The organism is Aquimarina sp. MAR_2010_214, assembly GCF_002846555.1.
Lineage (GTDB): Bacteria > Bacteroidota > Bacteroidia > Flavobacteriales > Flavobacteriaceae > Aquimarina.
Map to the genome: position 1 here is coordinate 1,351,126 of NZ_PJMS01000001.1, position 24,952 is coordinate 1,376,077.

Sequence of the window (24,952 nt, forward strand, 5' to 3'; positions counted from 1 at the left end):
ATTTCTTTATTTTCCGTTAAAGCTATTCATTGTATTTGATGTTCCTGCGGTAGCAAAAGATTTAATCAAAGCGATTCCTTTTTCTAATCGTTCTGGTATAGCAGACTCTTCTTCGGGATTCCACTCTCCAAGTACATAATCTACTTGCCTGCCTTTGCCAAATTCATCACCAACTCCAAATCTAAATCTACAATATTTAGAAGTTTGTAATTGAACTTCGATATCTTTAAGTCCATTATGACCCCCAGCACTACCTTTTGATTTGAGTCGGATAGTACCAAAAGAAAGATTGATATCATCGGTAACAACCAAAAGGTTTTCTAAAGGTATTTTTTCTTTCTCTAACCAATATCGAACTGCTTTTCCGCTAAGGTTCATATAGGTGTTGGGTTTGAGAAGTATAATGGTTCTTCCTTTGTGTTTGTACATAGTAAGGTCGCCTAGTTTTTTGGTTTCGAAAGTTAGATCTTCTTCTTTGGCCAAGGCATCTAGTATTTTAAAACCAATATTATGGCGGGTATTGTGATATTTAGGACCAATATTACCAAGACCGGCAACAAGAAATTTTTTCATGAGATCTTCTTGATTTTCATGGGGTTGTTTAGAAAATAATTTTTTAATTATCGAAAACATGTTGTTTTTATTTGCGTAAGGGATAGGAGCGGCATCCTTTTTTATACTATTCTGAACTAGTACTCAGAATAGTATAAAAAAGATACAGCATATAGCCCGACCTACACGCCAAAGCGTGTGGGATACGCCCCGAAAATTTTCATAAAAATAAAAAAAGCATTCTGAATTCAATTCAGAATGCTTTTATATTATATTAAAACTGTAAGATTATGCTTCTGCTGCAGGAGCTTCTGCACCTTCGGTTGCACCCTCGGCTGCACCTTCAGTTTCTTCTTCTTCTTCGTCTTCAACCGCTGTACGAGATGTCTTAATCATACAGATAACAGTATTATCTGGATGTAGGATAGTATAATCATCACTTGCTATATCGGTAATGGTTAACTTATTTCCGATTTTTAGGTTGGTGATATCTCCTTCGATAAGGTCTGGAAGATTAGTTGCAAGACCTTTTACTTTGATACGTCTTAAGTTAAAACGTAGCACACCTCCATTAAGAACCCCACGAGAATTTCCTATAGTTCTGAAAGGAATCTCCATAGTAATAGGTTTATCATCGAAGATTTCAATAAAATCGATATGTAAAATTTTATCGGTTACAGGGTGAAATTGGATATCCTGTAGAATAGCATTTACTTTTGTACCATTATCCAACGCTATTACCACGGTATGAACGTCTGGAGTATACACTAAGTTTTTGAAAGCAATTTCTGGTGCTGCAAAGTGTACAATAGTGTCTCCACCGTAAATAACACAAGGTACCTGTCCAGCATTACGTAAGGCTTTTGTTGCTTTCTTGCCTACGCTTTCTCTTTGAGATGCGTTGATTGTTAATGATTTCATTTTTAAAAATTTATTAATTAGTATTTACATTATAAAGTTAGAGCTGATCGACTCGTTTTTATGAACTTTGTTCATAACATCTGCAAATAAATTTGCACAGCTTACAACTCTGATTTTACTACTTTCTTGTTTTAGAGGAATAGAATCGGTTACAATTAATTCTTCTAATTTTGAGTTTTCTAATCGCTCATAAGCATTACCCGAAAGAATAGGATGTGTACAAATAGCTCTAACACTTTTTGCTCCTCTTTCGATCATAAGATCTGCTGCTTTGGTTAATGTGCCGGCAGTGTCAACCATATCATCAACTAATACTACATTTTTTCCGGTAACATCTCCAATGAGTTCCATATGTGAAATTACATTGGCTTTTGCTCTTTGTTTATAGCATATTACTACATCACTAGTTAATGCTTTAGAATAGGCATAGGCTCTTTTTGATCCTCCCATATCTGGTGAAGCGATCGTAAGGTCGGTCAGATTTAACGATTGTAGATAAGGCAAGAAAATAGTAGAAGCAAATAAATGATCTACTGGCTTTTCAAAGAACCCCTGAATTTGATCTGCATGCAGATCCATTGTAATGATTCTTGTCGCTCCTGCAGTTTCAAGCATTTTTGCAATTAATTTTGCAGCAATCGGAACCCTTGGTTTATCTTTTCTGTCTTGACGAGCCCATCCATAATAAGGCATTACTGCAGTAATATGTCTTGCAGAAGCTCTTTTGGCAGCATCAAGCATTAATAACATTTCCATAAGATGATCAGAATTTGGATGTGTTGATCCAATAATAAAAACTCTGGATCCTCTTACAGATTCTTCAAAAGAAGGTTGAAACTCACCATCACTATAGGTTGATGTAATAACTCTACCTAGTTTAGCACCATAGGCAGCAGCTATTTTTTCTGCAAGTTCGGTACTTTGACTACATGTAAAAAATTTTGCTTCTGTAACTGCAGTTGACATAGGGTAAAATGTTGTATTGTAATGAGTTAAAACTTTTTTCTGAAAACAAGGTGCAAATTTAGAAATTTATTTTCACTCTGACCTTTATTTTGTTACTTAATTTAATGGCTAGGAAGAAATATTTTGCTAATTTTGCCATCCGAATATGCTCGAGTGGCGGAATTGGTAGACGCGCTGGATTCAAAATCCAGTGACTTCGGTCGTGTGGGTTCGATTCCCACCTCGAGTACTAGAAGCCCTGATAAACAATTGTTTATCAGGGTTTTGTTGTTTTTAAGGGCAACGAATAGGGCAACTTTTGAGTTAAAAACCTTCATTGTCTTACATTTATATTAAGTAAGGTAAAGGGTTTATTTTGTTTACTCTGCCCTATACTTATTAGGAATTTTATCTCTTATAGATTCTTTAAACCTGTGTAAAGTAGAATATGATACTTTTTTATTGAAGGCTAATATACCAACTACAATTGATGGATGTAATTTATGTGTTCTTGAAAACTCTCTTACTTTGTCATCGGTAATATAACCGAAGTCATTATTGAAGTATTCAAAAATCTCATCTTTAAGTAACATTTTCTCTGCCATATCATTTGCTTCCTCCTCTTTTTTAGAAATTTCATTTATGGCACTAGATGTGTCATCTATAAAGATAGTGTCTTTAGCTTTTTTATTAGTCAAATGAGCATAAACATGGCTGATTTCATGTGCAATTGTGAACCAAAAATTATCTACTCTATCGTATCTTCCTGTTAGTGCTATAACAGGATTTATTTCGGATAAAAATGCTGCACCATCAAGATATGTTTTGGATAAGTGAGATAAAAAGCAAAACTTAACCCCAGATTTAGTCAGTTCATTCAAGAATTTACTAACACCATTTGTTTGAATCGTATATTGATGTAATTCAGACATTAATACTTCTAGCTTTTTTTTATTAAATACTTCTGCCTTGATTTTTTTAGAATGAGTAAGTGCTTTTTGGTGCCAAATTAGCGCATTAAATTCTTTGAACTGACCTTTGTATGATTCAGATGTTCTATATTCAAGTTGTACAGATTTCGAATTTAGAAGAAATGAAAGGTCAATCTCATTATTGTCGGATAAACCCCAGAATGATTGAAGCTGTTTGTCTAGTTCTTTCGAGTCTTTGTAGGGTTTTAACCAGCCTTTTTTGATTAATTCATTAATTGGTAAATATTTATAAACTTCAGCTTTACGCTCAACAAACTGTTCTTTTTTTTGTTCAACCTTTTTAGAGAGTTGAAAGTTTGTGTCTAACATTACCCAATCATAAGCATTCCATTCAAAAACTTTTTCAAGAAGTCTGGCTATATCAATTGATATTGATTTTTTGTCTTTTATTAATTCATTGGTGTGTTTCAAAGAAACAGAGAGGATGTGCGCTAAATCTTCTTGAGTCCATCCATTTAGAGCTAAAAAATGCCTGAGTGCTTGTCCAGGACTTTTAAAATCAGAAGTTGTCTTTGTCATAGAGAGTGTCTTGCCGAATAAAGATGGTTTTCTATATCAGGAAGTTTGATTACCTGTTATTAAGGTTCAGTAAACAATTCTTAAAATAAGATTCATGTAAATATAACCTTTTTGGTAAAATTTGCAAATTATTTAACGTTTTTAACCGAATGAGTTATGAACTATATTTTATATTTTACCTGTTTGGTAATATTTGTTTTTCAGGTATTGATATTTTTCTTATCTTTGTATTTGTTCAGATAGTAGATATCTGTATAAACAAAAAAAATCAGACAGCAAGCTATCTGATTTTGGTATTTTAGAAAATTTGATTTTGGATTGCGTAATCCTGAGTCAAACCTATTGTAATTCGGACTACAAAGGTATATATTCTTTTCAGGAATACCAAATTCACCTAGCTTTTGTTTGATTATCTATTAATCTTTTTAATATAAAATATTACGCGAAGTAAGTACTGATTTTCCTTTTTTTTAATCTATTTCTATATAAAAAATAGGTTGAACATCTTTGCGATGATTATCTCCATTTTTAAGGGTTTTATGAAGAATTTGGAGAAAAAATATTTTATAATTTTAAATTTTAAGAACATGTCCATACAAAAGACAGATTTAAGAAAATGCTTTTGCAGTGGGGTAAAACCAGCGATCGCATACGAATATATATTCGACATAAATGAGGGAAGATATTCCTCTAAAGAGCAAGTAATAACAGGTAATACCTTACATGAACTAGCTGGTACAGATCCTAATACACATTTTATTAGGATGGTCACCAATAAAGGAAAAACACTTGTGGGACCTGATATCAAAATCGATCTAACAGAGTGCGGTATCGAAAGGTTTATCATACGTCCTTACAAACAAGAAACTATTGATTTAGAAAATTGTTTTTGTGAAGGAGTAAAACCGATAATAACATACAAATATCTTATCAAAATTAATGGTAAAAAATATATCATTGAAAAAGAAAAGATTACTGGTCGTGAAATATTGGAATTGGTAGATAAAGATCCTAAGAATTATAGGCTTAGGATGTTCACTAAAAACGGTAAAGTAATAGTTAAGCCAGATGATGTCATCGATGTTACCGAATGTGGAGTTGAAAGGTTTGTTTGCGAACCTCTGGATTGCACAGAAGGATTTATTCAGAAAACGGATTTTGATATACCTGCAGATGATAGTGAGTTCTTGAACTCACTATCAAATAAAGTTGATATATTAAAAGAAGGGAATGTTTGCTGGATCATGCTTAGGGATTATGCTTTGCCAGAGGGATATAATGTAAATACAGCCGATGTGGCGATTATGATTCCTCCTCATTATCCCAGAACCGCCTTAGATATGGTTTACTTTACCCCTCCTTTGCATAGGAAAGATGGTAAACAGATTGGGCAATTGGTAAATCAGTCAATAGAAGGTAAAAATTATCAGCGTTGGTCGAGGCACAGGACACAATATAATCCTTGGCATCCCGAAATTGATAATTTCGAATCTCATTTAGATCTGATGATGCATTGTTTGATAGCTGAATTTAATAAACGTTAAAATCAGTATTATGATGCATATTAAATTAACAAGCAAGATGCATCAAGAGCTAAAGAGCCATCTCCATCCAGGAGATGGTTTGGAAGCCCTTGCATTTGCAGTTTGTGGGAGGCTAAATTTTGGTAAAGACAATTGGTTGTTTGTTCATGAATTGTTTCTTATGCCTTATGATAAATGTGATCGAAAAGTTGATTCTATTCGCTGGAAAACTGAATATGTAGAGGATATTTTGGAGAAAGCGAGAACCAAAGGATTTGGAATAATAAAATTACATTCTCATCCTAGATTTGCAACTGATTTCTCAGATTTAGATGACATTTCTGATACAACTTTTTTTGAAAGTGTTTATGGTTGGACAGATACACCGTTGCCTCATGCTAGTGTAATTATGTTTCCTGATGGTTCTTTAAAAGGCAGGCTAATAGCAGAAGATCTAAGTTTTCAGCCGATTAAAAAAATATCAATAATTGGAGAAAATATTGAAGTTTTTGAGAAGCATACCAAATGTATTCAGCTGAGCAGAGCTTTTAAAAGAAACGAACAAACATTCGGAAAAAAAACAACCGATTTGTTAAGTAATTTGAAAGTTGCAGTTATTGGCTGTTCGGGTACTGGAAGTCCAGTTATTGAACAATTAGTAAGACTTGGAGTAGGAGAATTAGTTTTAATCGATTCTGATATTGTTGAAGAAAAAAACTTGAATAGAATTATTGGTACTACGTTACAGGATGCTAAAAATGGTCGATACAAGGTAGATGTTTTAAAAGAGTATATTGAAAATATCGGTTTAAATACTAAGGTAACTGTTTGTCCAGTTTTACTGCAGGAGAGTAGGGAAGCAATGGATGAATTGGCAAGCTGTGATGTAATATTTGGTTGCCTAGATTCTATAGAAGGGAGGTATGTTTTAAACCTAATGTCTACTTATTACCTAATTCCGTTAGTCGATATTGGTGTTAAACTCGTTGCAGATGGTGAAGGTGGTATTGATTCGATTAATGGAAACATACATTATGTTTACCCAGGATCTCAAACTCTTATAGAGAGAAAAGTATTTACAATTGATCAGCTGTCAGCAGAAAGTTTGGAAAGAATCTCTCCAGAAGAGCATCAAAATAGACAAGTTTATTTTGATAATATAGAGGTAGATAGTCCAGCTGTAATAAGTGTAAACATGATTTATGCTTCACTTGGAGTAAATGAAATGCTTAATAGGCTACATCCTTTTAGATATGGTAATAACAGTAAATATTCTCATACCTGTTTTAATCTTACCGATTGGGATATAAATATTTCGTCTACTGAATTAAGTACATCAATGTTGGATAACAAGTATATTGGAGTAGGGAATTTAGAACCCGATCTAAAGAATATATCTATATGAGAAAGTTTTTTAGATGGTTAGGAAGTTTATTTACTAAACAGGTAAATGAAGAAGTTTATCATTTGAAAATAGTTTCTGAATTACCGGAAAATATTCTTGATCGAACACTTTATCTTGAAGGAGATCCTTCAAAAGAAGATTATTGGTACGCTTTGTTAAAGTGCCCTTGTGGTTGTAATGAGAGAATAATGCTTAATTTGATGCAAGATGCCGAACCTTGTTGGGAGATAAGAATGGATAAAAATGATTTTTCTATTTATCCTTCTGTATGGCGTACTAAAAATTGTAAAAGCCATTTTTGGTTAAGGAATCGAAAGATTATTTGGACTAAGTAGTTTGTTTTAAATTGTTTGTGAAATATTTTTATTAACTTAGAAGCAACGTAAATTAATAATTACCCCATATCCAGAATAGCTCTGGGTATGGGGTAATTAATAATAGTAGAAATTTTAAATGAATAATATACGTTGCTACAACTGTACTGAAGAAATTAATCGGGAAAATCAATCCCTGGAACATATTATTCCAAATGCTTGCGGAGGAAGACTAACTTCTAGAGATTTACTCTGTAAAGAATGCAATTCTTATTTTGGTGAAAAATGGGACGCAGCCCTGGCTAAAACTACCAATGCATTCGCAAATCTATTAATGATCACCAGAGATAGGGGAGAACCTCAATCCGAAAAAGGGGTTGGATTGCGTACTCAGGAGGAGTTTAAACTTCCTCCGGGAAAACCACCGGTGCTTTCAAAGCCTACCATTATAGAAGACCTGAAAAATGGTGAAATTGAAATACATGCTAATTCAGAAAAAGAGTTAAGAAAGGTTCTGGAGGGGTATAAAAGAACATATCCTGAAATAGATGTCGAGAAGGCATTAGCTTCTACAGAGCACAAAAGAGAATACTTCGATCAAGCAGTGAATCTTAAAGTGCATATAGGAGGTCCTGAAGTATTAAAGGCTATAGTTAAAATTGCTGTTAATTTTTTTATTCACAAAGGTGGGGGAAGAGATGACATAAAACATCTGTTACCATATTTAAAAGGGACAAAAGAATTAAATATTGTGTGGCTTTATCATCCTGAAGAAAGGGTATATGCTGCAGGAATCAAAGAGGTTCCTCACGTGATAAAAATTATCGGGGATCCAAAAGAGGGTGTCCTTTACGCTTATGTGGAATTATTTGATACACATAGTTTTATTGTGCTTCTAAACGAAAATTACAAGGACGCACCTGTGGATCTGGACTATGTCTTCGATGTGGTTTCGCAAACCTCTAAAGAAAATGTGACTAAACTTACCCTAGTAAAAAATGACATTATAGAGATTTTAAAACAAAAACCTTTTAACATAAATAAGGTTAGAAGTAGGATTGACAGGGTTCGTAAAATATCGAATAAGCTTCACGATCATAGGGAAATAGATAAAATTATCAGGAATGCAGTAAAGGTGTTTGAAAAAGAATCGGAAGGAGTTCTCATTAGCGAAGAAGCAAAGAATAAATTCTTAGAACAAGTCAGTTTAGATTTTGCAAAATTTATGTTGCACAAACAAAACTCAGTAGCGTATTTAAGAGAGGATAAACCAAAATAAAATTAGTTGACACAGTATGTGATAATTAGGAACCATAACCAAAAATGAGGGTTTACTTTAATACACGATGAGGGAGGTGTTTAGACTTCAGGAACTTATATTTGAATCAAGAATTATAAGCAAAACGCTCAAAATAGATCTGAGAGAAGTAATAGTATACTAAAAAATATCCCATAAAGGTTCATTCTGCCAGTTGGGTTTCATTCCTAAAGCACCTGGATCAACATTAGGATATTTTTGAAACAATGTATCCAATTTGTTTGTAAACGTGTTACCTGGCTGTACCGTATTGAGCAAATATTTCATTAAACAAAGATGTACGTATAATTTCAGGAACTCGTGCTGCTTGGGTATATTTTGTGTTTCAAGTATCCATGGATTAGGAGGTTTTGGTAATAGTTTTGGAGCTCCAGGTAGATTCCTGTTCCAAAGTCTTGAATGATGTGCACAGTAGTTGCGTATTTGAGCTATAGATTGTAACCAACTAGGTAGAAATGTATGATTTACTACTCCGTATTCTTCTGCAATCTTATCTTTAGATTCTATAGTGTTTTTAAGGTTTCCATATAATTTTGATAAAGCACCAAAGCTAGTTTGCTCTAAGGATTTCCAAGCAGGAGGAAAGCGTAAATCATCTCCATATTTTTTTCTGTGATTTTTTATAGTTGGGTCTTTAGATCGAGAAAGTTCTCTTTTTAAATTAGCTAAGGTTTTTTCTAACTCATACTTATTTTTGAATAACTGTTCGTTTGCAAACCACCAAGGATCTGATTCATGCGATAGGTGATAAATAAGTTTAGTTCTAAGACTTATCTCTATTTTTTCAATAACATCAAAAAGTAAAATACGCAATTCTCTGTCAAAACTATAAAGTGCAATAACATCAGAAAAACGGCTATTTTCTTTAAAAAGGTGTTGCTCTTTATCATATTGCATAGAATGCCAATATTCACCTAATCGGTAATAGCTTATGTGAGAAAGATAATGATCTGCTTTATCTTCAGGAGCTATTTTTAGACCTCTATCTTTAAGTTTTTGAATTTGTTCCTGTATTGTAGTTGGTTTTTTTTGAAACATTTTAGCCGTAAAATAGGTGTGTAATTCTGAAAACAGAAAGGTTTATAAAGCAAAAGACACACCCTGGGACGCTGTTCTAATGGGTAGCGTGGTGTGTACTGTTACTGCAAATATATAGTTTTTATATCTTTTTTCTGTCTTTTTTAACAATATTTTTCTATAGCAGAGGAAGGTAATCTTGTTTTTCTATGTATTGTGAACATTCATATTGTCACAAAAGTAGTATGTTTTTGTGACAATATTTGTTTGCTCTTTGCTTCTTCTTGTGAATTTAACAGATAGTGTCTGCTAAATTTTTGTGCTCTTAAATTTATCTACGCTTTTTTCGAGCTTTCTTTTTAATTTTTTGTTCTTCACGTAATAAATCTATTGCACTGTCTACAGACATACAACAAATATTGCCAAATGAACTCTCTCCATTATCTTGTAAATTATATGCATTGATGAAATTATAGTATGCAATAATTGCTTTTGGATTATCTTTTGCTTCTAACAATGTCCTGTATGAAGATACTCTATATTCTTCTGCAAAAATATCATTTACATATTCCTCCAGTACTTCATCAGAAACAGAAACCTCTTTATTAAGTTTTGACCAAAATTCTTTACTCTCTTTTCTAGAATTCCTTTTGTCAAACAAATTTCTTAATTCACCTTTTTTATATGCACTATAATCTTTTTGATTTTTTGTAGGTCTGGCATTAAGGGAATTTCCATCTTTATCAGTCGGATACAACCATAAACCTTTATTGAGTTTCTTTTTGGTCTTTCTCTGCAGCCTGAATTTTTTGATCATTTCTTTTTCTTTTTAACAAGAACCATGTATTCTAAAAGGTCTTGAAGTTGTTTAGTATTCTTAAATCTAATTTCTAGATATCGTTTGGCAAAAAAAGCTGGGATTGAATAAAAAAATGTCTGAATAATAAGAACTATAGCTATCAAAAACATTAATAAATATTTCATTTGATTAATCTCACTTTGATCACCTTCCTTAACTTTTCTTACTTTATCTAGTATATCTGTAAAGAAATCTACTTTAAGGTAAATTTTCACAAATTCGAGTAAAGAAACAGAAATTGCAACAACCAGTATACCAACAACAAAAACTAAAAAAGAAGCATTAACAGCTTCTCTATGTCTTAAACTATTAATAATGAAATCGGGTTTAAAATCAATGCTATTTTCCTTTAGGAATTTCTTTGTTTTTTTTGCTCTAAGTTTTAAAATCTTTAGAGATAAACCATCATCTCCAATTTTGACGTTATTACCATCTTCAAATGCTCTATCAATCATAGCATCACGCTTGGTAAAATAATTATATAAAACCCCTTTCTTTTTATCTCTGATTAACAAGTTAGCGTCTACAACAATTATTAATAAAAGGATTATTGCTAAAATTGGAAAAAAATTAAGCAGTAAAATTGAGAAAAGAAAAACTCCGAAATACAAAAAAATCAAATTATGATAAATTCTTTGCCAAAAACCAAGTTTTTTTATTACTAGCTTTTTGTATGCTAATTCATTCTTGAAAAAGTTTTCCAGTTTATTGATCATCTTTAAAATTTTTAAGTTAAATGGTTTTATTCGAAACATATATTTCATCCAAAAAAAGATATAAAATCAACTCACTAAATCCATATATTATTATAAAACATTACTCTTTTGTTGCATTATTAACATTACCTCCTCGTAAGAAATAGGATAAAAGTCATGACAATCAACCCCAACATCTAAAGCAGATTTTCTATTAAAGCTATTGAGTTTCCCGTGAGAGTGCCCGAAAATATGGTAAGAACCACTATGTTTTCCTTTCCAGGTCATTAATGGGTAATGCATCATCACAATAAGTTGATTATTGGCTGAATCTGGATCAGACAGCTTTAATTCGTGATAGTCTTTGATCCATTCAAACCGATCTTTACAATTTCGGTTCAAATCATCATGATTTCCTTTGATTAAATGAATTTTTCCATTTAGCCTCTCTAAGATCTTAACTAACTTACTAGATGCCATTAATCCAATATCACCAAGATGATAGACGATATCATTCTTTTTTACTTTATCGTTCCATTTAAGAATCATAGTTTCATTCATTTCTTCCACTGATTTAAAAGGTCGTTTGGCATGTTTAATAATTCCTTTATGTCCGAAATGATGATCAGAAGTGAAAAATATAGTGCTCATTTTTTTGATTATTATATTGGCTTAGTGAAGTGAAACGAGCAAAGATTTCTGGTAAGTGCCTGTATAGGCCTTAACAGGAATTTTGCGAAGCTTGATCGAGCTAAGCCAATATAATTTGCAGTTTAATTCGATTAATACTAAATTCTTAACTATTTTGATTACCTCTAATAGTCATAGTAATCCACATTTATTGATTTTTCATATGTTGCTCCGTTGGAATCTCTAAAATGAAATGTAACAACCCCTTTTCGAGGAGAAACCATCCCTAATTGTTTTAGTAAACCCCCATTCGAAATTCTATTACCAATATTCCACTCAAATCCTTGAGGAATATGATCTTCACTCCCGTCAATGATATACATTAAATCTCCTAATCCAACCGAAGTGATATGTAAATAATATTCAATTTCTTGCTTCAAATTATCTGGACGTTTAATGAAATAAGTAAAACTTAAATCCCAACGATATGGTACAGATAAAGGATCAGGAGTCATTACTACCTCAAAATCCGTAAGTAATGTTTCAAAATTGATTACTTTAGATTTCACAACCCCATTAGAAGCTTCAGCTATAAACTCTATATCAGTATCTTGAGCCTTTGTTCCCTCATACTCTCCAAAAGTTATCCCTTCAGAAAGGTTAAACTCTCTATTTTGAAGTATTTCTTGATCTTCTGAATCCAATTTCACTTCTCCTTCCACATTTTTAAAGTATACTTTATACGTTAAGTTTTCTGTTCCTTTTGTTTTAATATCTATACTGAATGGTGTGGATTCATTAATGTAGTTTTTCTCTTTATCAAAAAGAACTGTAAACTCAAAATCTGTTTCATTAACTGTTATTGGTACAATAATCTCTTTGGTAATTTCATTTGAAGCTGTTACTTGAAAGGTTAGATTCCCAGCCCCTATTGACGTTCCTAGGTAATTCAAACTCATAATACCGTTTGAAATATTATTTATAATTTCTCCCTGGGCATATTCGACACCATTTATAGAAAGCTTACCTTCAACGCCAGTGTCAAAATATTTCATTGAGAAATTAAGCTCTTCTGTTACTGGTTCTTCAATAGTAATAGATAGATTAAGTTCTATGCTTTGATTGATCAAAAGAGTTTCTTGATCTGTATTTGTAGTAAGTGTAAAATTTGTTTTTTCTAAATTTTGAATATCTACATCAAGTTCTTCACAAGAAATTATAGATAAAGCAATACTAACTAAGATGATTATTTTTTTCATTGTTATAAAGTTTAAAATTTAAAGGCAAGTCCAAGCCCAATCATGAATTTGTTTTTTCCTATCTCGCTTTCAGGATGGTAAAAATGAGTATATCTAGCTATAGCAGAAAGATGATTTGTTATTTTGACATCTGCTTCTGCAGCTCCATAACCACCATAAATAGCCCCTCCCTTCGTAGTTATAAACTCTCGTTCTTGTAATTGTATTTCTGAAAAATCAATAGATTCATTCCCTATAACTCCACCAACTCCGACAGAAAAGAGAAATGACTTACTGTAATTACTTATCAAAGGTATATTTGTGAAATACCCTACATTAAGAGTATACACTTCTATTGGAATGTCATATCCAGTTTGTTTTTCTTCGAGAAAGCCTGCATATCCCCCAATCTCAAAATATCGTCCAATATTTTTATCTGGATAATAATGAAAATTACCCGCAGCAGAATAGCCATTATTTGAATAGCCAATCAAACCGCTTACCTCATTTGAATACTGACCGCTTACAGTACAAAATGCTAGTAACATAATAAGCAGAATTATATGTTGTTGTTTCATGATCTTAATTTTGTTTGTTACTTGTGATTCCATAATGATTTAATAATAGATTAGTTTTAAATACTTCATTTTTCATAAGTCTGATTTCTGTTTTTAGATGCTCATTTTCTAGTTCAATAAGATTAATGGTATTACTGTCGTTAAAAGTTAATGTCCTTCCTCTCAGCTTTTCTATTGATAGGTATACTAGCCCTATTGTTACTGCAATCATTATTGAGATAGATGATCGGTAGATTTTATCACTCAAAAACCAGTTTTCGGTTTTGTTCCATAAATTGTTTTCACTTGTTTCCATAATTTTGATTTTTAGAAATTAATTAAATTGCCATCTTCTTTTTGGTCTATACCTGCAATGCCCAAAACTTCATTGATGATGTTGTTGTAATTACGTTTGAAATATTCTTCGGGAGTTTTGATGTTATAGGTATGTTTTATTTCAGGTTGTTCAGAAATCAAAAACTTAGTCTTTAAAAATTCTCGGGGTGTTCCTTCTGCTACAATTCCATAGAATTCCCCTTTATCCAAATTCATAATATCAGTAACCTTAACACGATCTCTTTCCTGAATCGATTCATTTTGTCCTTTGCTCTTACTTCTTCCTAATTGCCAAGCTAATCCTCCAGATTTTCCATCATTCTGCGAAGTGGTTACAAAAGTTCTATCTTGTTTACTGAAAATAGATTTTATCATTTCTGCAGTTTTTACATTTGCGGTTCGCCCATAAATTTGCGTACCTAAATTTGAAAGAATAGATTGAGCAGCCTCTTTTCCATTTTGAGCTTCGATTTGACCATAATCCTGTGCAGCATAGATTGTAGAAATTTTATTGGATCTTGCTGTGGCTAAAAATTCCGTTAGTCTAGGAATGAAAATTGTAGGAGCTTCATCAATTATAATTGTACTCTTATATTTATCTTCTTGATTCATTAACCGCAGTGTAGAAGATAGAATAAGGGAAATGACTGGGGCATATGTAGCTGATAAAGTACTGTCATTACCAATGCACATAAACTTTGGATCGCTGGGATCATTAAGGTTTAATGAAAAATCATTCCCAGATAGAATCCAAAATATTTCAGGGTTATTAAGTGTTGATAAAGCATTTTGAAGTGTTGACATCACACTCGCTACTAATTTATTAGCTTTACGATCCATTGCTTGCCTCAAACTAGAAATCATTCCAGAAGCTTCGGTATCTGTTCCTACCATTTCTATAATTTTCTCTATATCGACATGTAAAAACATGCTAATGATATGTGGTATGGTGCAATACTCTGGGTGATTATTTCTCATATACCACATCACGCCTGTTAGAATACTTTGAGCTTCCCTATCAAAATATTCTCTCTGCTTTATAGTTTCTGGCAGAAGGTTTTGAATAAGGGTTTGACTTAATTCAAAAGCATGGGCAGATTTGAGAAGGTATTTTGGGGAAATCGGATTAACTCTATTACTTCTAGAAGGATCTTTAAAATCTACAAAAAATGTACTTACCTTAGTTGAATCTTTATATTCGTATAATAGTTTTTCACTCATGGAAGGTGCTTTAAAATCATAAAAGACACCGGCCATTTCATTTTTTGCGGATTGAATGATTGTTGGTTCGATTACGCTTTTCGATTTTCCTGCACCAGCTCCACCTTGTACATATATATTTCTATAGATGTTATCAATTGTTATGATTCCTTTTTCTGTCTTAAAACTTAAACTTTCTGAGTTATCACTATTTTCAGAATCAGCAACTTCAATATCATTAATTTTATCAATATTCTTTTTAGCAACCAGTTTATTGATCCAGTAATAAAAGGGAAATACTGTGACCAATAAGTTAACTAAAGGAAAAAAGTAGATAAGTACTCCGAAGGCATAATGAATCTTAAAATATTTGCAGAATAGGTAACAGCTATATACTGTCCAGATTTTTATTAAAAAAAATAAAGTGTGTCCTAATGCTTCAATTATATTGATGTCTTTCATAATTCTAGTTCTTTTGATTTATCTAAATTATTTTCTTGTATTAGGCTTTTATATTTTATCTTTTCTTCAGGAGTTCCATTCTTTAAAGCATATTGTACTTCAAACTTCTCATTCAGGCTTCTTTCGTATTTAAATTGCCTATCAAATGATTGTTCATTTTTGATAACCCATTGCATTCGGTCAAAACTTGCGTTAGGTACATTTCTACCTCTTAGTTTATGATTATTAGTGTTCCTGGCACTTCTGTGCGGACTTAATCGGATTCGTTTTTCTTTATGAGACCTGCTAACAACAATATGTACGTGACTTTGTAGCCCAGGTTTTAATTCCCCACTTTTAGCTTTGCCATTGATGACTTCTTTTTCTGTGCCTTTGTACTTTCGTTTGTGCTCAGTTTTTCCGAAGTATACAATGTCGTTTTTCGAGATATTGTTTCGGAAATTTGAAGCATAGTTTTTCATTGCGTTTCTCGCATACTCACGGATGTTAGTATTATATTTTTCAAATTCTTTTTTACTCATTTGGTTTACGTTATCAATCCCTTTTCTACCAGTTGCCTTTTCTGCCAAATAGCTCAATTCTTTTTCGCTAAAATTCAATGTAACAGTGAAATATTTATCTTCTTTTCTGGTTAGTCCTTTGCCTCTGGTATTTTGATCGATCTTTTGCATAGCAGTTGTAGAGGATAGTTTATTTTGATGTTGATCAAAAAAGAATTGTTGGCGATCATACTTTTTCTCTGCAATGAGTTCTTGATTTTCTTTATTTAGATAAAAGGTATATTTAGAACAACTTCCTTTACTGTCAGCAGTAGTTTTATGTATAATACAAACTGGCATTATCTTAATTTTGAGTTCAATTGTTCTAATGATTCACTAATCTTTAATAGATCATTTTTTAGCTCAATATCTTTTTCTTTTACTCTTCCAAAAATAGAGTTGAGATTCTGAATTAAGTCTTTGAAAAAAGAGGTGTTCTGTTCAATAGATTCTGATAATGACACTTGTAACGGATAAAGAATTTCAGATTCTTGTGTTTTGAAAAAACCGACAATTCTACGATCAATAACCTTTATCATTTGAGAGGGAGTTTTGTCATTTATTAGTGCAGGGTCTTGTCCTGTTTTTTTGAAAAACAGTATCATATCTTCTGTGAATTTTCCGATAGGACGGTTAAATTCTTCAGAAAGATTCCTCAAATCCTTATGGGGTTTTTCATTAATCACAATACTCTTTTTCATCTGTTTTATAATTTTTAATGTTGAAAATCAGATCATTACATAGATGTTATAAGAATCTTATAAATCGTTATAAATTTTAACTTGTTCTAATTGATTGATATCCCATTGATTAGCCTCGCAGAGCAAGTTGGGTTCACTGCGTTAGCATGAATCCTACTTGCTGTTCTTAAAATAAGAACACACTCACCGTTTCTTAGAATTGGGTATCAAAGGGAAATTAAAATCTACGACTCTCTCCATTAAGAGGAATCACATTAAACATGTGGTAGATACGATCATCGATGCGTTTATGATTTTCTTTAGCATCCCCATCATATTTTTTTACGAGTTCTTTAATAGTAAGATTAGTAGAGCAAAAAGTCTTTGTACCGATAGCTTTAAAGCGATTATATCGCATTTCTAAAATCTCTCTCATGAGCTCCTTTCTAATACCAAAGTCGTTCGCGATTCTTTCACTGCCCAGATCATCAAAGTATACTTTGCCTTTTGAGTAATTTTCAATTACACTTTCACCACCTCCTGCGGAATTATTTTTTTTGTTTTCTTTATTAAATTTTGTGGTGATGGTAAGACAAGAGACATTAGTAAACCATAATTGTGGAATATTATGTGCTTTTCCGATACTTTGCATGATTTCAAAAAATGAAGTTTTGCCAACTCCACAATTTCCAGCAAGCATGATACCTTTTTGTAATTGCCCATTTTCTACTATTTCTTCAAATGAGGGATCATTTGCAAAATAGCGACAAAGGATATCGAGTATGTGTCGATTTTCATCATCTACAATGAATGCTCTGCGTTCTTTCAAGTAATATGCTTTTGCAGCCTTATAGAACTCTTTTTTAAGCCACTCTAGGGGTAAGGTCATATTTTTAATTTTAATAGGTTCTGGTGTATTATGAAGCTTTTCGAAGTATTCTATAGTTTTTCTTTGTCGCGCAATTCTTTCTTTTTTTTCTTCGGGAGTTTCCAACCCAAACTTTTCTTTTACTCTTTGTCCTAATGAATTTTTCATTTTTTTCTTGGATTTGCGTTGATGATTTTTGATTTTTTCTTTTTAAAAGAAAATGTATTATTACTATGTATTATTATATTGTCACTTTCCGCACTTTGCGAATCCTGTATGTGCGAAGTGCGGACTGCTAGATTATGGGAGTGCGCAATAACAGTTTTCAGGTAGTGCGAAACATTAAGGTATCTAACAGAGCCATTCTGAGTTCTAACCACTTTTCTAGTGATCATTTTTTTGCTTACAAGCGTTTTAATTATATTTGAGACTCTACTCTCGGATACGCCAAAGAATTCAGAGAAATATTTATTTCCAGCGTAGCATCCACCTTTTACATGATCCTCAAGGCTATCAATTTCTACAATGAATATTTTTTCCTGAATAGATAGGTCTTTACTAAGCCAGATTTCTTTAGGTATCCATATTCCTTTGAATGCTCTATTCATTACCTTCTACTTGATTGTACTAGCCCTGGATTTTTTTGAGCAAGTTTCAAAAGTTGTGATTTGGAAAAAAACACAGATCTACCAATTTGAAAATAAGGCACTTTACCTTTCTTTTTCCAAGCTATAAGGCTTGTTACTGATATACCAAGAAATTTGGCTGCTTCTTTTTGTGATAGTCGATCTTCTGTAGGGTTAATAGGAGTTTGTTGTATAAACTCTGTCTTACGCAATCTATCGATTACAACCTCTACAATACGTTCTAGGTCTTTTTTGGAATGTGTTATTAATTGGAAACTCATATGACACTGTTTTTAAATTAAACCACCTTAAATAGTTTAGGTGTTTGAACAGGTCAAATTTGGATAAATAATGAGTAGAAAAAATTTGACGAAAAAAATTGTCAGAGCAAATGAGTAGTACTAATGAAAATAAGGAATTATTTATTAATCAATTTGTCAAGTATAGTTTTCAAATCATACTTGATTTCGTTTGAAAAATCTGATTTCTTGTACAACTTGGTTCTAAAAGTCACATCACCTATCAAGAGTTTTATATCTGGAAATGATTTAATTAAATTTTCATACAACCTATTAGCATTCAAATTCAGGATAATAGATTCATTGCTAAAAAACTTTAAGAGTCCAACGAAATCTGAGAGCTCCTCTATAGTTAGATTTGTTGTGTATTCTTGAAAATCAAATATTTCTTTAATATAAAAACTCTCTGGAACATTCTTTTTGTACACTGTGCATTGTTGTATAAATAACCGAAAAAATGTGTTATTATAATCTTTGGGCATATATTCAGTCCAAAAAGTCTCCATAGCTAATTTTAGAGCTTTTTGAGACAGCTTGTTCGAAATGTATAGAGGATTCTTATTTTTACTCCTTTTGAGAGCTTCTTTTAACGTTACTATTGAATAATCTTGATCTATGACTTCTTTATAAATTTTAAAATCATCATATATCCATCTATTGATTCCATTATGGTCAATATTTAAATTATCATAATATGAATAGAATTCATTGTAATTGCTTCTTTCCAACCCTAACTCAAAACAAGTCTTAACCATGTCTCTAATACTTCTAGCATCGGTTCCTTTGAGATGGGAATTTTTAATGTCTTTCCTAAACTGAGTTTTCCATTCATTGAGAGTCATGATGAATAAGGATGCAGATAAAAATTTTGGGTCATGAAGTAGTAATGGTTGATTATTAAAATAAATCTGTTCCCAATGCTCAACACGATAAATCTTTCTCACTTTAAAAATGGTTTTAACTATAAGGCTCGTGATTTTTTCATCAAGCAAACTTTTTTTTTCTTGATTAATTTTGCAACTAACTGATTTTCTCAAAAGAAAAAAAAGACGATCCAGTATATCTAATTTAAGTCCTTCAGAGATTATACTATTAATATCTGTTTGTAAAGTGTTCTCGCCCTTAATAGCTGATTTATTCATATGTCCCTGATTCACGCTGATTCATTTCAAATTAACTATATTCACTTAATTTTATCCCAAGTATTATCCATTTCACTACGTTTTAGATCCTCAGCAATCTTTACATAACGTCTAAAACTTTCCTCTTTTTTGTGACCGGTGATGTTACGCACTACCATTTCTTTCATACCTAACACCAGGCTATTTGTTACAAAAGTTTTACGAGCTGTATGACTCGTGATGAGCTTGTGCTTAGGAACTGTCTTATCAATTCGTTGTTGTCCAACATACCTTGTTGTTGTTATAGGAGTGTTGATTTCTGCTTTTTCACAACACTCTTTGATGTATTTATTGAACTTCTGTTGTGAGATGATAGGCAAAGGTTCATAAATGGTGTCTTTGTATTTCTCCAAAATAGCTTTAGAAAATCGATTTAAAGGAATTCGAGTGTTATTAGCTCTTGTTTTCTGAATTGTTAGTGTAATCGCATCATCACTAATATTTGATGGTTTAAGAGAGCTGGTATCACTTATCCGTAATCCCGTAAAACAGTTGAAACAATAAACATCTCTTACTTGGCTTAATCTATTGGATTCGAATTCAAAATTATATAGTGTCATTAGCTCATCCATTGTAAGGTAGATAATCTCTGTTTCATCTATTCTAACTTTAAATTTTTTAAACTTTAGATTGTCGTGATATTCTTTGTCATGCGACCACTTCATAAATGTGTTTAGGACTTTTATGATGAATGCTAAATAACTATTCTTGTTCTTTCGGATCAGAAATGTATAATCCTGTATTTTTTCAAAGAAGTTGTTGTCAATGGATTCAAAGGTCAGTTTATAACCAGTAGAAATTTCAAAATCCTGTAAAAAGTTACGTGTGGTAGCATATGATTTAATAGTCCGTGGAACTTTTACTGATTTACAGGTCTCAATAAATTCTTCAAAGGAAGGGAAGAATAGGTGTGTAAGCTCAACTTTCTCGATACCAGAAGTAAGTTTTTCTAAAATGTATTCTTTTGTAGGGACGATATTATTCAGGAGAATATATCTATCAAGCTTCTTTATGTTTGCTTCCAGTTCATCAATGATCTTATTGTATTCGATGTAGTTGTTGTATTCTTCTTTTCTTTTTTGAGCTTTTATTCTTTCTTTTCTAGTATCCCAATTGCTTTCAGAACATTTTACGCCTTTTACCGCTTTAAAGATTTTAAATCCATTGGTCGCGATAACCATCCTAATGGGAGCTAGCCCAGCTTTACCGATTTTGTCCTTTCTTAAATGAAATGAAACTTGCATTAGTGTATAGTTTGATATAAATATACTAAATAGGGCAACAAAAAGGGCAACTTTTTTGAATAAAAATTGATTTAATTGGATTTTAATTTATTTAACATAATCTATGTATAGTAGTCTAAAAGGGTTTAAAAGGATTTAAGTATAATTAAAAATAATGGTACTCCCACCTCGAGTACTTAGATCAACCCTTTGATTTTCAAAGGGTTTTTTTGTTTTTGCCTGCTTCTTGCTTTTTTCTTTTAGATTTAAAATAGATGGGTCAATTTCATAGGGATATACAAGCAATACAGTTTAATCAAAATGCACTTATTTGTAGTGTTTTCTCTTATTATGCATTCTATGTTGTCAATCAGTTTGTCATTTAACCCTCGTTCTGGTTTTACTTTTTTGAAAATAAATCAAATTGCCTCAGAAATAGTTTTATTCTCTTTCAGGGACTAAAGAAACAGCTTGAAAATCAAATTCTTCAGTAAAAAGTGCTATATCTATTTGAATCTTGAAAAGAATATCAATAGTAATTATTGGATACTCAGATAACGAGAATAACTTGTAATTGTTCTCGGTACTAATTATCCTTTTATCCTACTTGGACTAACTCCGAATTTTCGTTTAAATGCTGTAGAAAAATGCTGTGGGTTTTTATAGCCAATCCTATCTGAGACCTCGTTGACAGAAAGTTTTTGATTTAGTAACATCTTTTTTGCCTGTTCCATTTTTGTGTCTCTTATGTAACCAAAAACAGTTGTCCCAAATACATTTTTAAATTCTTTTTTCAATGTACATTCGTTGGTACTCACTACTCTAGCTAAATCGGATAAACACATTGGGTTATTTAGTTTGGCTAAAACAATTTCCTTTGCATAATACATCTTATCAATAATGGTTTTAGAAGTATTGATATTCACAAGACATACATCACACAATCTAATTTGCTCTAATTGTAACAATAAAAGTTCTAAAACCTTAGCTTCCAAAAACAACTGTCTGTATTTGTTTTTCCATGAACAATTTATTATTTCATATATAATAATGAGCATAGGAGGGGTAATGGGATGATTGTGTGGGCTTAAAAAACCTATTTCTTTATTTTGTATTATTTTTTTGAACGTATCGAATAAACCATCATCAGGCAGGTATTGCTCAAAAAATTTAGGTTGTAGATTGATTTCAAAAATGTAAAAATCTTTTGAGTTCCACTCCATTTTCCCTTTAATATCGTTGCAATAAAAAATGTTATGTGTATTATTACCAATAGAAAAATCGGTAGGTAGAGCTTCTATTGAAGTACTCGAACTTCCTTGAAGGGTGAAGTGCATTTCTACGGTTTCTTCATTAAACTCAAAAAAAAGAGTTGTTTTTTGTGAAAGTGTACTACTACCATAGCCTATTTTAAAATTATCCAGTACAATTTCTTTGTACCATCCTCTAAAATTCTTGTAATTGTAGGATATGTTTAATTCATGAGTGCCTGCAACATCAATATCATATTGGTGTTTTCCAGATTCAAACATGATATCCTGAACATCCTCTAAACATAATTTGAGTCCCATATATTATTCCGTTACACGTATATAAACTTCCCTTTTGCGTAGTTGAATTTTTTTTTCAACAGTATTTTTGCGCTTTCAAATTTAACTATTTAAAATGAATCTAAATAAAACAATTAAAAAAATTAATCTCTGTATTACTCTAATTATATGTGTATTAAGTTCTTATGCTCAGAAAACTATCAGCGGAAATGTAACGGATGAAACAGGAAATCTAATTGAAAGTGCCGATATTATCATTTTAGGTACAGTAAAAGGAGTTTCTACTAATGCAAAAGGAGAGTATAGGATTACCAATTTATCCAATAAGTCATATTTTATAAAAGCCAACTATTTAGGATTTGCATCACAAACAACAAAGATTGACCTAGAAGAAGATAATACTATACTAAATTTTGTGTTGAAAAAATCTACTAATGAGCTGGAAGAAGTTATTATTTCAGGTGCAAACAACCGTCTAGAGAATATACAAACAACAGCCGCTTCTATATCGGCAATTAGTTCTAAAGAAATAGCTCAATTGCAAATCAGTCAAATAAGCGAGTTAAATAGCATTTCTCCAAATTTTAGGGCTTATGACGATGGAGCAAATGGTGCTTTTACAATGATTAGCAGTAGAGGTATTACTACTTATGATAATAAACCAGTTGTTGGAGTATATATAGATGATATCCCGTATTTTAATGGATATTCATTTCCTATAGCACTACAGGATATCGATAATATTGAGTTACTAAGAGGTCCTCAAGGTACGCTTTACGGAAGAAACTCTTTAGCAGGTGTAGTCAGAATAACAACAAAAAAACCTACCAATACAATAAATGGCTACATAAAAGCAGGCTATGGTAATCTAGAGGCAAAAGAACTAGCTCTAACATTTAATGCACCTCTAGTAGAAGACAAATTATTCTTTAGAGCAAGTACTAATATAATTGACAGGAATGGTTTCATAAATAATAGTTTTAACAATAAAGAACTACAAAACAGAAAAAATATTGATGCAAACTTTAAATTAAAATATTTGGCAACAGATAGGTTAAGATTAGGTTTCCTATATAATGTACAACGCAAAGAATCTGATGCCTATGCGTTTTTGATTTCTTCTTCACAAAATGCATTACAAGATCTTTTAAAAGATCCATACAAAGTTAATTTTGATGTGGATGTATTTAGAAAGACCGTAAATCAAAACATTGCCTTTAATATTAAGTATGACTTCTCAGGCTTTAATATAAACTCAATTTCGGCCTATCAAACTACAGTAGAAGATGGTGCAGATGATTATGACTATACTCCTCTTGATATTCAGTCTTCATCTGGACTTTCGAAGGTCAAGAACTTTTCACAAGAATTTAGATTCGTCTCTAACGGTGATTCTAACCTAAAATGGGTAGGAGGGCTGCTTTTATATCATAATATGTTTCAGCTTGACAGAAATCTAAACACAGGAAACGATATTGGGCAAATTAATCCAACTTTAGAACCATTGGCACCATTTACACGTTTAGATGATTCTAAAAATACTCAAAAAGGAATTGCAGTTTATGGGCAAGCATCGTATGATATTATTGATAAATTAATACTTACTGGAGGGGTGCGGTTTGATTATGAAGAAAGTAGTCTTGATATTAAAAGAACATTTAACACATCTGCTTTTCTACCGGGCAGTTTTGAAAAAACTGCAGAATTCAATGCGTTTTCACCCAAGTTGTCATTAAGCTATACTGCCAATGATGATGTATTTGTATTTGCTAGTATTGCAAAGGGATTTAGACCTGGAGGGATCAACGAATTTGTACTCGATAAACAAAAAGCGACCTTTGACAATGAAAGTAGTATAAATTATGAGATAGGTGTAAAAACTAATTTTTGGGATAATAGAATAAAGTTAAACCTTACGGGCTTCTATACATCCTATACAGACCAACAAATCTATACTATAGTTGATCTGTCTGCCTTTGCATTTGGTAATGATAATATTGGTGAATCAAGAATTTTTGGAGCAGAACTGGAAGCTAAAGCTTCTCTTGCCAAAGGTTTAACTCTCGGACTAAATTTAGGGTACTTAAACGCTGAAATCAAAAAATATGAGGAAACAGTGATAAATCCTCAAGATGGTTCAACAACTCTGGTTGATCGGTCAGGAAAATCACTGCCTGTTTCCCCTGAAATTAATGGAAATATCACCCTAAACTATATTCAGCCTATCACTAAAAAGATAGACTTTGAAACAAGTCTGGACTATAATTACCAAGATGACATTTATTTTGACATTCCTAATCAAATGCTTCAAAAGGCTTATGGCTTGCTTAACGGTAAAGTAGGAATAACTTCGAAAAATATAGATGTGTTTGTGTGGGCTAAAAACTTAACCGATGAAGCTTATTTCAGCTATGGTTATGGTGTTGGTGGGTTTCAAGCATCGACTTTTGCATTGCCTAGAACCTATGGCACTACATTGACCTTTAAATTTTAAGATAACAGG

Annotated in this window: 25 protein-coding genes and 1 tRNA gene; 6 read left to right on the top strand and 20 right to left on the bottom strand. The window is 32.0% G+C overall.

Going from position 1 to position 24,952, the window contains the following annotated elements; translation table 11 throughout:
* Positions 1-6 precede the first annotated feature (6 nt).
* From pth to ATE84_RS05950, 3 genes are all read right to left on the bottom strand, one after another.
* On the bottom strand, positions 7-573 hold the full coding sequence (gene pth / locus ATE84_RS05940; protein ID WP_233195749.1) for an aminoacyl-tRNA hydrolase: 567 nt from the start codon (positions 571-573) through the stop codon (positions 7-9).
* Between the two features lie 267 nt (positions 574-840).
* A complete protein-coding gene (locus ATE84_RS05945; protein WP_101446694.1) occupies positions 841-1,473 on the bottom strand; it encodes a 50S ribosomal protein L25/general stress protein Ctc in 633 nt (210 codons plus the stop codon).
* Positions 1,474-1,497: 24 nt separating this feature from the next.
* A complete protein-coding gene (locus ATE84_RS05950) occupies positions 1,498-2,439 on the bottom strand; it encodes a ribose-phosphate pyrophosphokinase (RefSeq protein WP_101446695.1) in 942 nt (313 codons plus the stop codon).
* A 147-nt stretch (positions 2,440-2,586) separates the two neighbouring features.
* On the opposite strand from ATE84_RS05950, the gene ATE84_RS05955 reads away from it, so the two are divergent.
* Positions 2,587-2,668: transfer RNA gene (locus tag ATE84_RS05955), tRNA-Leu, on the top strand.
* Positions 2,669-2,798: 130 nt separating this feature from the next.
* Here ATE84_RS05955 and ATE84_RS05960 read toward each other — a convergent pair.
* The gene (locus ATE84_RS05960) at positions 2,799-3,929 is read right to left on the bottom strand and encodes an ImmA/IrrE family metallo-endopeptidase (protein ID WP_101446697.1); all 1,131 of its coding nucleotides are present in this window, start codon (positions 3,927-3,929) and stop codon (positions 2,799-2,801) included.
* A gap of 587 nt (positions 3,930-4,516) precedes the next feature.
* Here ATE84_RS05960 and ATE84_RS05965 point away from each other — a divergent pair.
* The 4 genes from ATE84_RS05965 to ATE84_RS05980 all read left to right on the top strand — a co-directional run bounded on the left by ATE84_RS05965 (position 4,517) and on the right by ATE84_RS05980 (position 8,450).
* Positions 4,517-5,473, top strand: coding sequence for a multiubiquitin domain-containing protein (locus ATE84_RS05965; RefSeq protein WP_158237190.1), 957 nt, complete (start codon positions 4,517-4,519; stop codon positions 5,471-5,473).
* Between the two features lie 10 nt (positions 5,474-5,483).
* Positions 5,484-6,857: a ThiF family adenylyltransferase gene (locus ATE84_RS05970; RefSeq protein ID WP_101446699.1), complete on the top strand. Its 1,374-nt coding sequence runs from the start codon at positions 5,484-5,486 to the stop codon at positions 6,855-6,857.
* Positions 6,854-7,192 (top strand): DUF6527 family protein, encoded by a 339-nt coding sequence (locus ATE84_RS05975; RefSeq protein WP_101446701.1) that lies wholly within the window; start codon positions 6,854-6,856, stop codon positions 7,190-7,192. Before ATE84_RS05970 ends, ATE84_RS05975 begins: the two co-directional genes overlap by 4 nt.
* 118 nt (positions 7,193-7,310) lie before the next feature.
* The gene (locus ATE84_RS05980; RefSeq protein WP_101446702.1) at positions 7,311-8,450 is read left to right on the top strand and encodes an HNH endonuclease; all 1,140 of its coding nucleotides are present in this window, start codon (positions 7,311-7,313) and stop codon (positions 8,448-8,450) included.
* Positions 8,451-8,609: 159 nt separating this feature from the next.
* On the opposite strand, the gene ATE84_RS05985 is transcribed toward ATE84_RS05980, so the two are convergent.
* The 16 genes from ATE84_RS05985 to ATE84_RS06060 all read right to left on the bottom strand — a co-directional run bounded on the left by ATE84_RS05985 (position 8,610) and on the right by ATE84_RS06060 (position 22,470).
* Positions 8,610-9,527 carry an Abi family protein gene (locus ATE84_RS05985; RefSeq protein WP_101446703.1) on the bottom strand — a complete coding sequence of 306 codons (918 nt, stop codon included), beginning with the start codon at positions 9,525-9,527 and terminating at the stop codon, positions 8,610-8,612.
* A 310-nt stretch (positions 9,528-9,837) separates the two neighbouring features.
* Positions 9,838-10,323: a hypothetical protein gene (locus tag ATE84_RS05990; protein ID WP_101446705.1), complete on the bottom strand. Its 486-nt coding sequence runs from the start codon at positions 10,321-10,323 to the stop codon at positions 9,838-9,840.
* Positions 10,320-11,081 carry a hypothetical protein gene (locus ATE84_RS05995; RefSeq protein WP_101446706.1) on the bottom strand — a complete coding sequence of 254 codons (762 nt, stop codon included), beginning with the start codon at positions 11,079-11,081 and terminating at the stop codon, positions 10,320-10,322. Before ATE84_RS05995 ends, ATE84_RS05990 begins: the two co-directional genes overlap by 4 nt.
* Before the next feature lie 90 nt (positions 11,082-11,171).
* Positions 11,172-11,711 (bottom strand): metallophosphoesterase, encoded by a 540-nt coding sequence (locus ATE84_RS06000; RefSeq protein WP_101446708.1) that lies wholly within the window; start codon positions 11,709-11,711, stop codon positions 11,172-11,174.
* A 164-nt stretch (positions 11,712-11,875) separates the two neighbouring features.
* Positions 11,876-12,949: a TraQ conjugal transfer family protein gene (locus ATE84_RS06005; protein WP_101446710.1), complete on the bottom strand. Its 1,074-nt coding sequence runs from the start codon at positions 12,947-12,949 to the stop codon at positions 11,876-11,878.
* An 11-nt stretch (positions 12,950-12,960) separates the two neighbouring features.
* Positions 12,961-13,506 (bottom strand): conjugal transfer protein TraO, encoded by a 546-nt coding sequence (locus tag ATE84_RS06010; RefSeq protein ID WP_158237191.1) that lies wholly within the window; start codon positions 13,504-13,506, stop codon positions 12,961-12,963.
* A 4-nt stretch (positions 13,507-13,510) separates the two neighbouring features.
* A complete protein-coding gene (locus ATE84_RS06015) occupies positions 13,511-13,801 on the bottom strand; it encodes a hypothetical protein (RefSeq protein WP_101446714.1) in 291 nt (96 codons plus the stop codon).
* An 11-nt stretch (positions 13,802-13,812) separates the two neighbouring features.
* Positions 13,813-15,483 carry a type IV secretory system conjugative DNA transfer family protein gene (locus tag ATE84_RS06020; protein WP_101446716.1) on the bottom strand — a complete coding sequence of 557 codons (1,671 nt, stop codon included), beginning with the start codon at positions 15,481-15,483 and terminating at the stop codon, positions 13,813-13,815.
* Complete coding sequence (locus ATE84_RS06025; RefSeq protein ID WP_101446718.1) at positions 15,480-16,322, bottom strand: DUF5712 family protein; 843 nt, start codon at positions 16,320-16,322, stop codon at positions 15,480-15,482. Before ATE84_RS06025 ends, ATE84_RS06020 begins: the two co-directional genes overlap by 4 nt.
* Positions 16,322-16,723: a BfmA/BtgA family mobilization protein gene (locus ATE84_RS06030; RefSeq protein ID WP_101446720.1), complete on the bottom strand. Its 402-nt coding sequence runs from the start codon at positions 16,721-16,723 to the stop codon at positions 16,322-16,324. Before ATE84_RS06030 ends, ATE84_RS06025 begins: the two co-directional genes overlap by 1 nt.
* 217 nt (positions 16,724-16,940) lie before the next feature.
* Positions 16,941-17,738: a hypothetical protein gene (locus ATE84_RS06035; RefSeq protein WP_101446721.1), complete on the bottom strand. Its 798-nt coding sequence runs from the start codon at positions 17,736-17,738 to the stop codon at positions 16,941-16,943.
* On the bottom strand, positions 17,735-18,178 hold the full coding sequence (locus tag ATE84_RS06040; protein WP_101446722.1) for a helix-turn-helix domain-containing protein: 444 nt from the start codon (positions 18,176-18,178) through the stop codon (positions 17,735-17,737). Before ATE84_RS06040 ends, ATE84_RS06035 begins: the two co-directional genes overlap by 4 nt.
* Positions 18,178-18,477, bottom strand: a complete 300-nt coding sequence (locus ATE84_RS06045; RefSeq protein WP_101446723.1) for a helix-turn-helix domain-containing protein — start codon at positions 18,475-18,477, stop codon at positions 18,178-18,180. The genes ATE84_RS06040 and ATE84_RS06045 overlap by 1 nt, the downstream gene beginning before the upstream one ends.
* A gap of 137 nt (positions 18,478-18,614) precedes the next feature.
* Positions 18,615-19,439: a hypothetical protein gene (locus ATE84_RS06050; protein ID WP_143273581.1), complete on the bottom strand. Its 825-nt coding sequence runs from the start codon at positions 19,437-19,439 to the stop codon at positions 18,615-18,617.
* A gap of 239 nt (positions 19,440-19,678) precedes the next feature.
* Positions 19,679-20,920 carry a site-specific integrase gene (locus tag ATE84_RS06055; protein WP_101446726.1) on the bottom strand — a complete coding sequence of 414 codons (1,242 nt, stop codon included), beginning with the start codon at positions 20,918-20,920 and terminating at the stop codon, positions 19,679-19,681.
* 569 nt (positions 20,921-21,489) lie between these two features.
* Entirely contained in the window at positions 21,490-22,470 is a 981-nt protein-coding gene (locus tag ATE84_RS06060; RefSeq protein ID WP_101446727.1) for an AraC family transcriptional regulator, read from the bottom strand.
* A gap of 94 nt (positions 22,471-22,564) precedes the next feature.
* On the opposite strand from ATE84_RS06060, the gene ATE84_RS06065 reads away from it, so the two are divergent.
* On the top strand, positions 22,565-24,943 hold the full coding sequence (locus ATE84_RS06065; protein ID WP_101446729.1) for a TonB-dependent receptor: 2,379 nt from the start codon (positions 22,565-22,567) through the stop codon (positions 24,941-24,943).
* Positions 24,944-24,952: the final 9 nt, after the last annotated feature.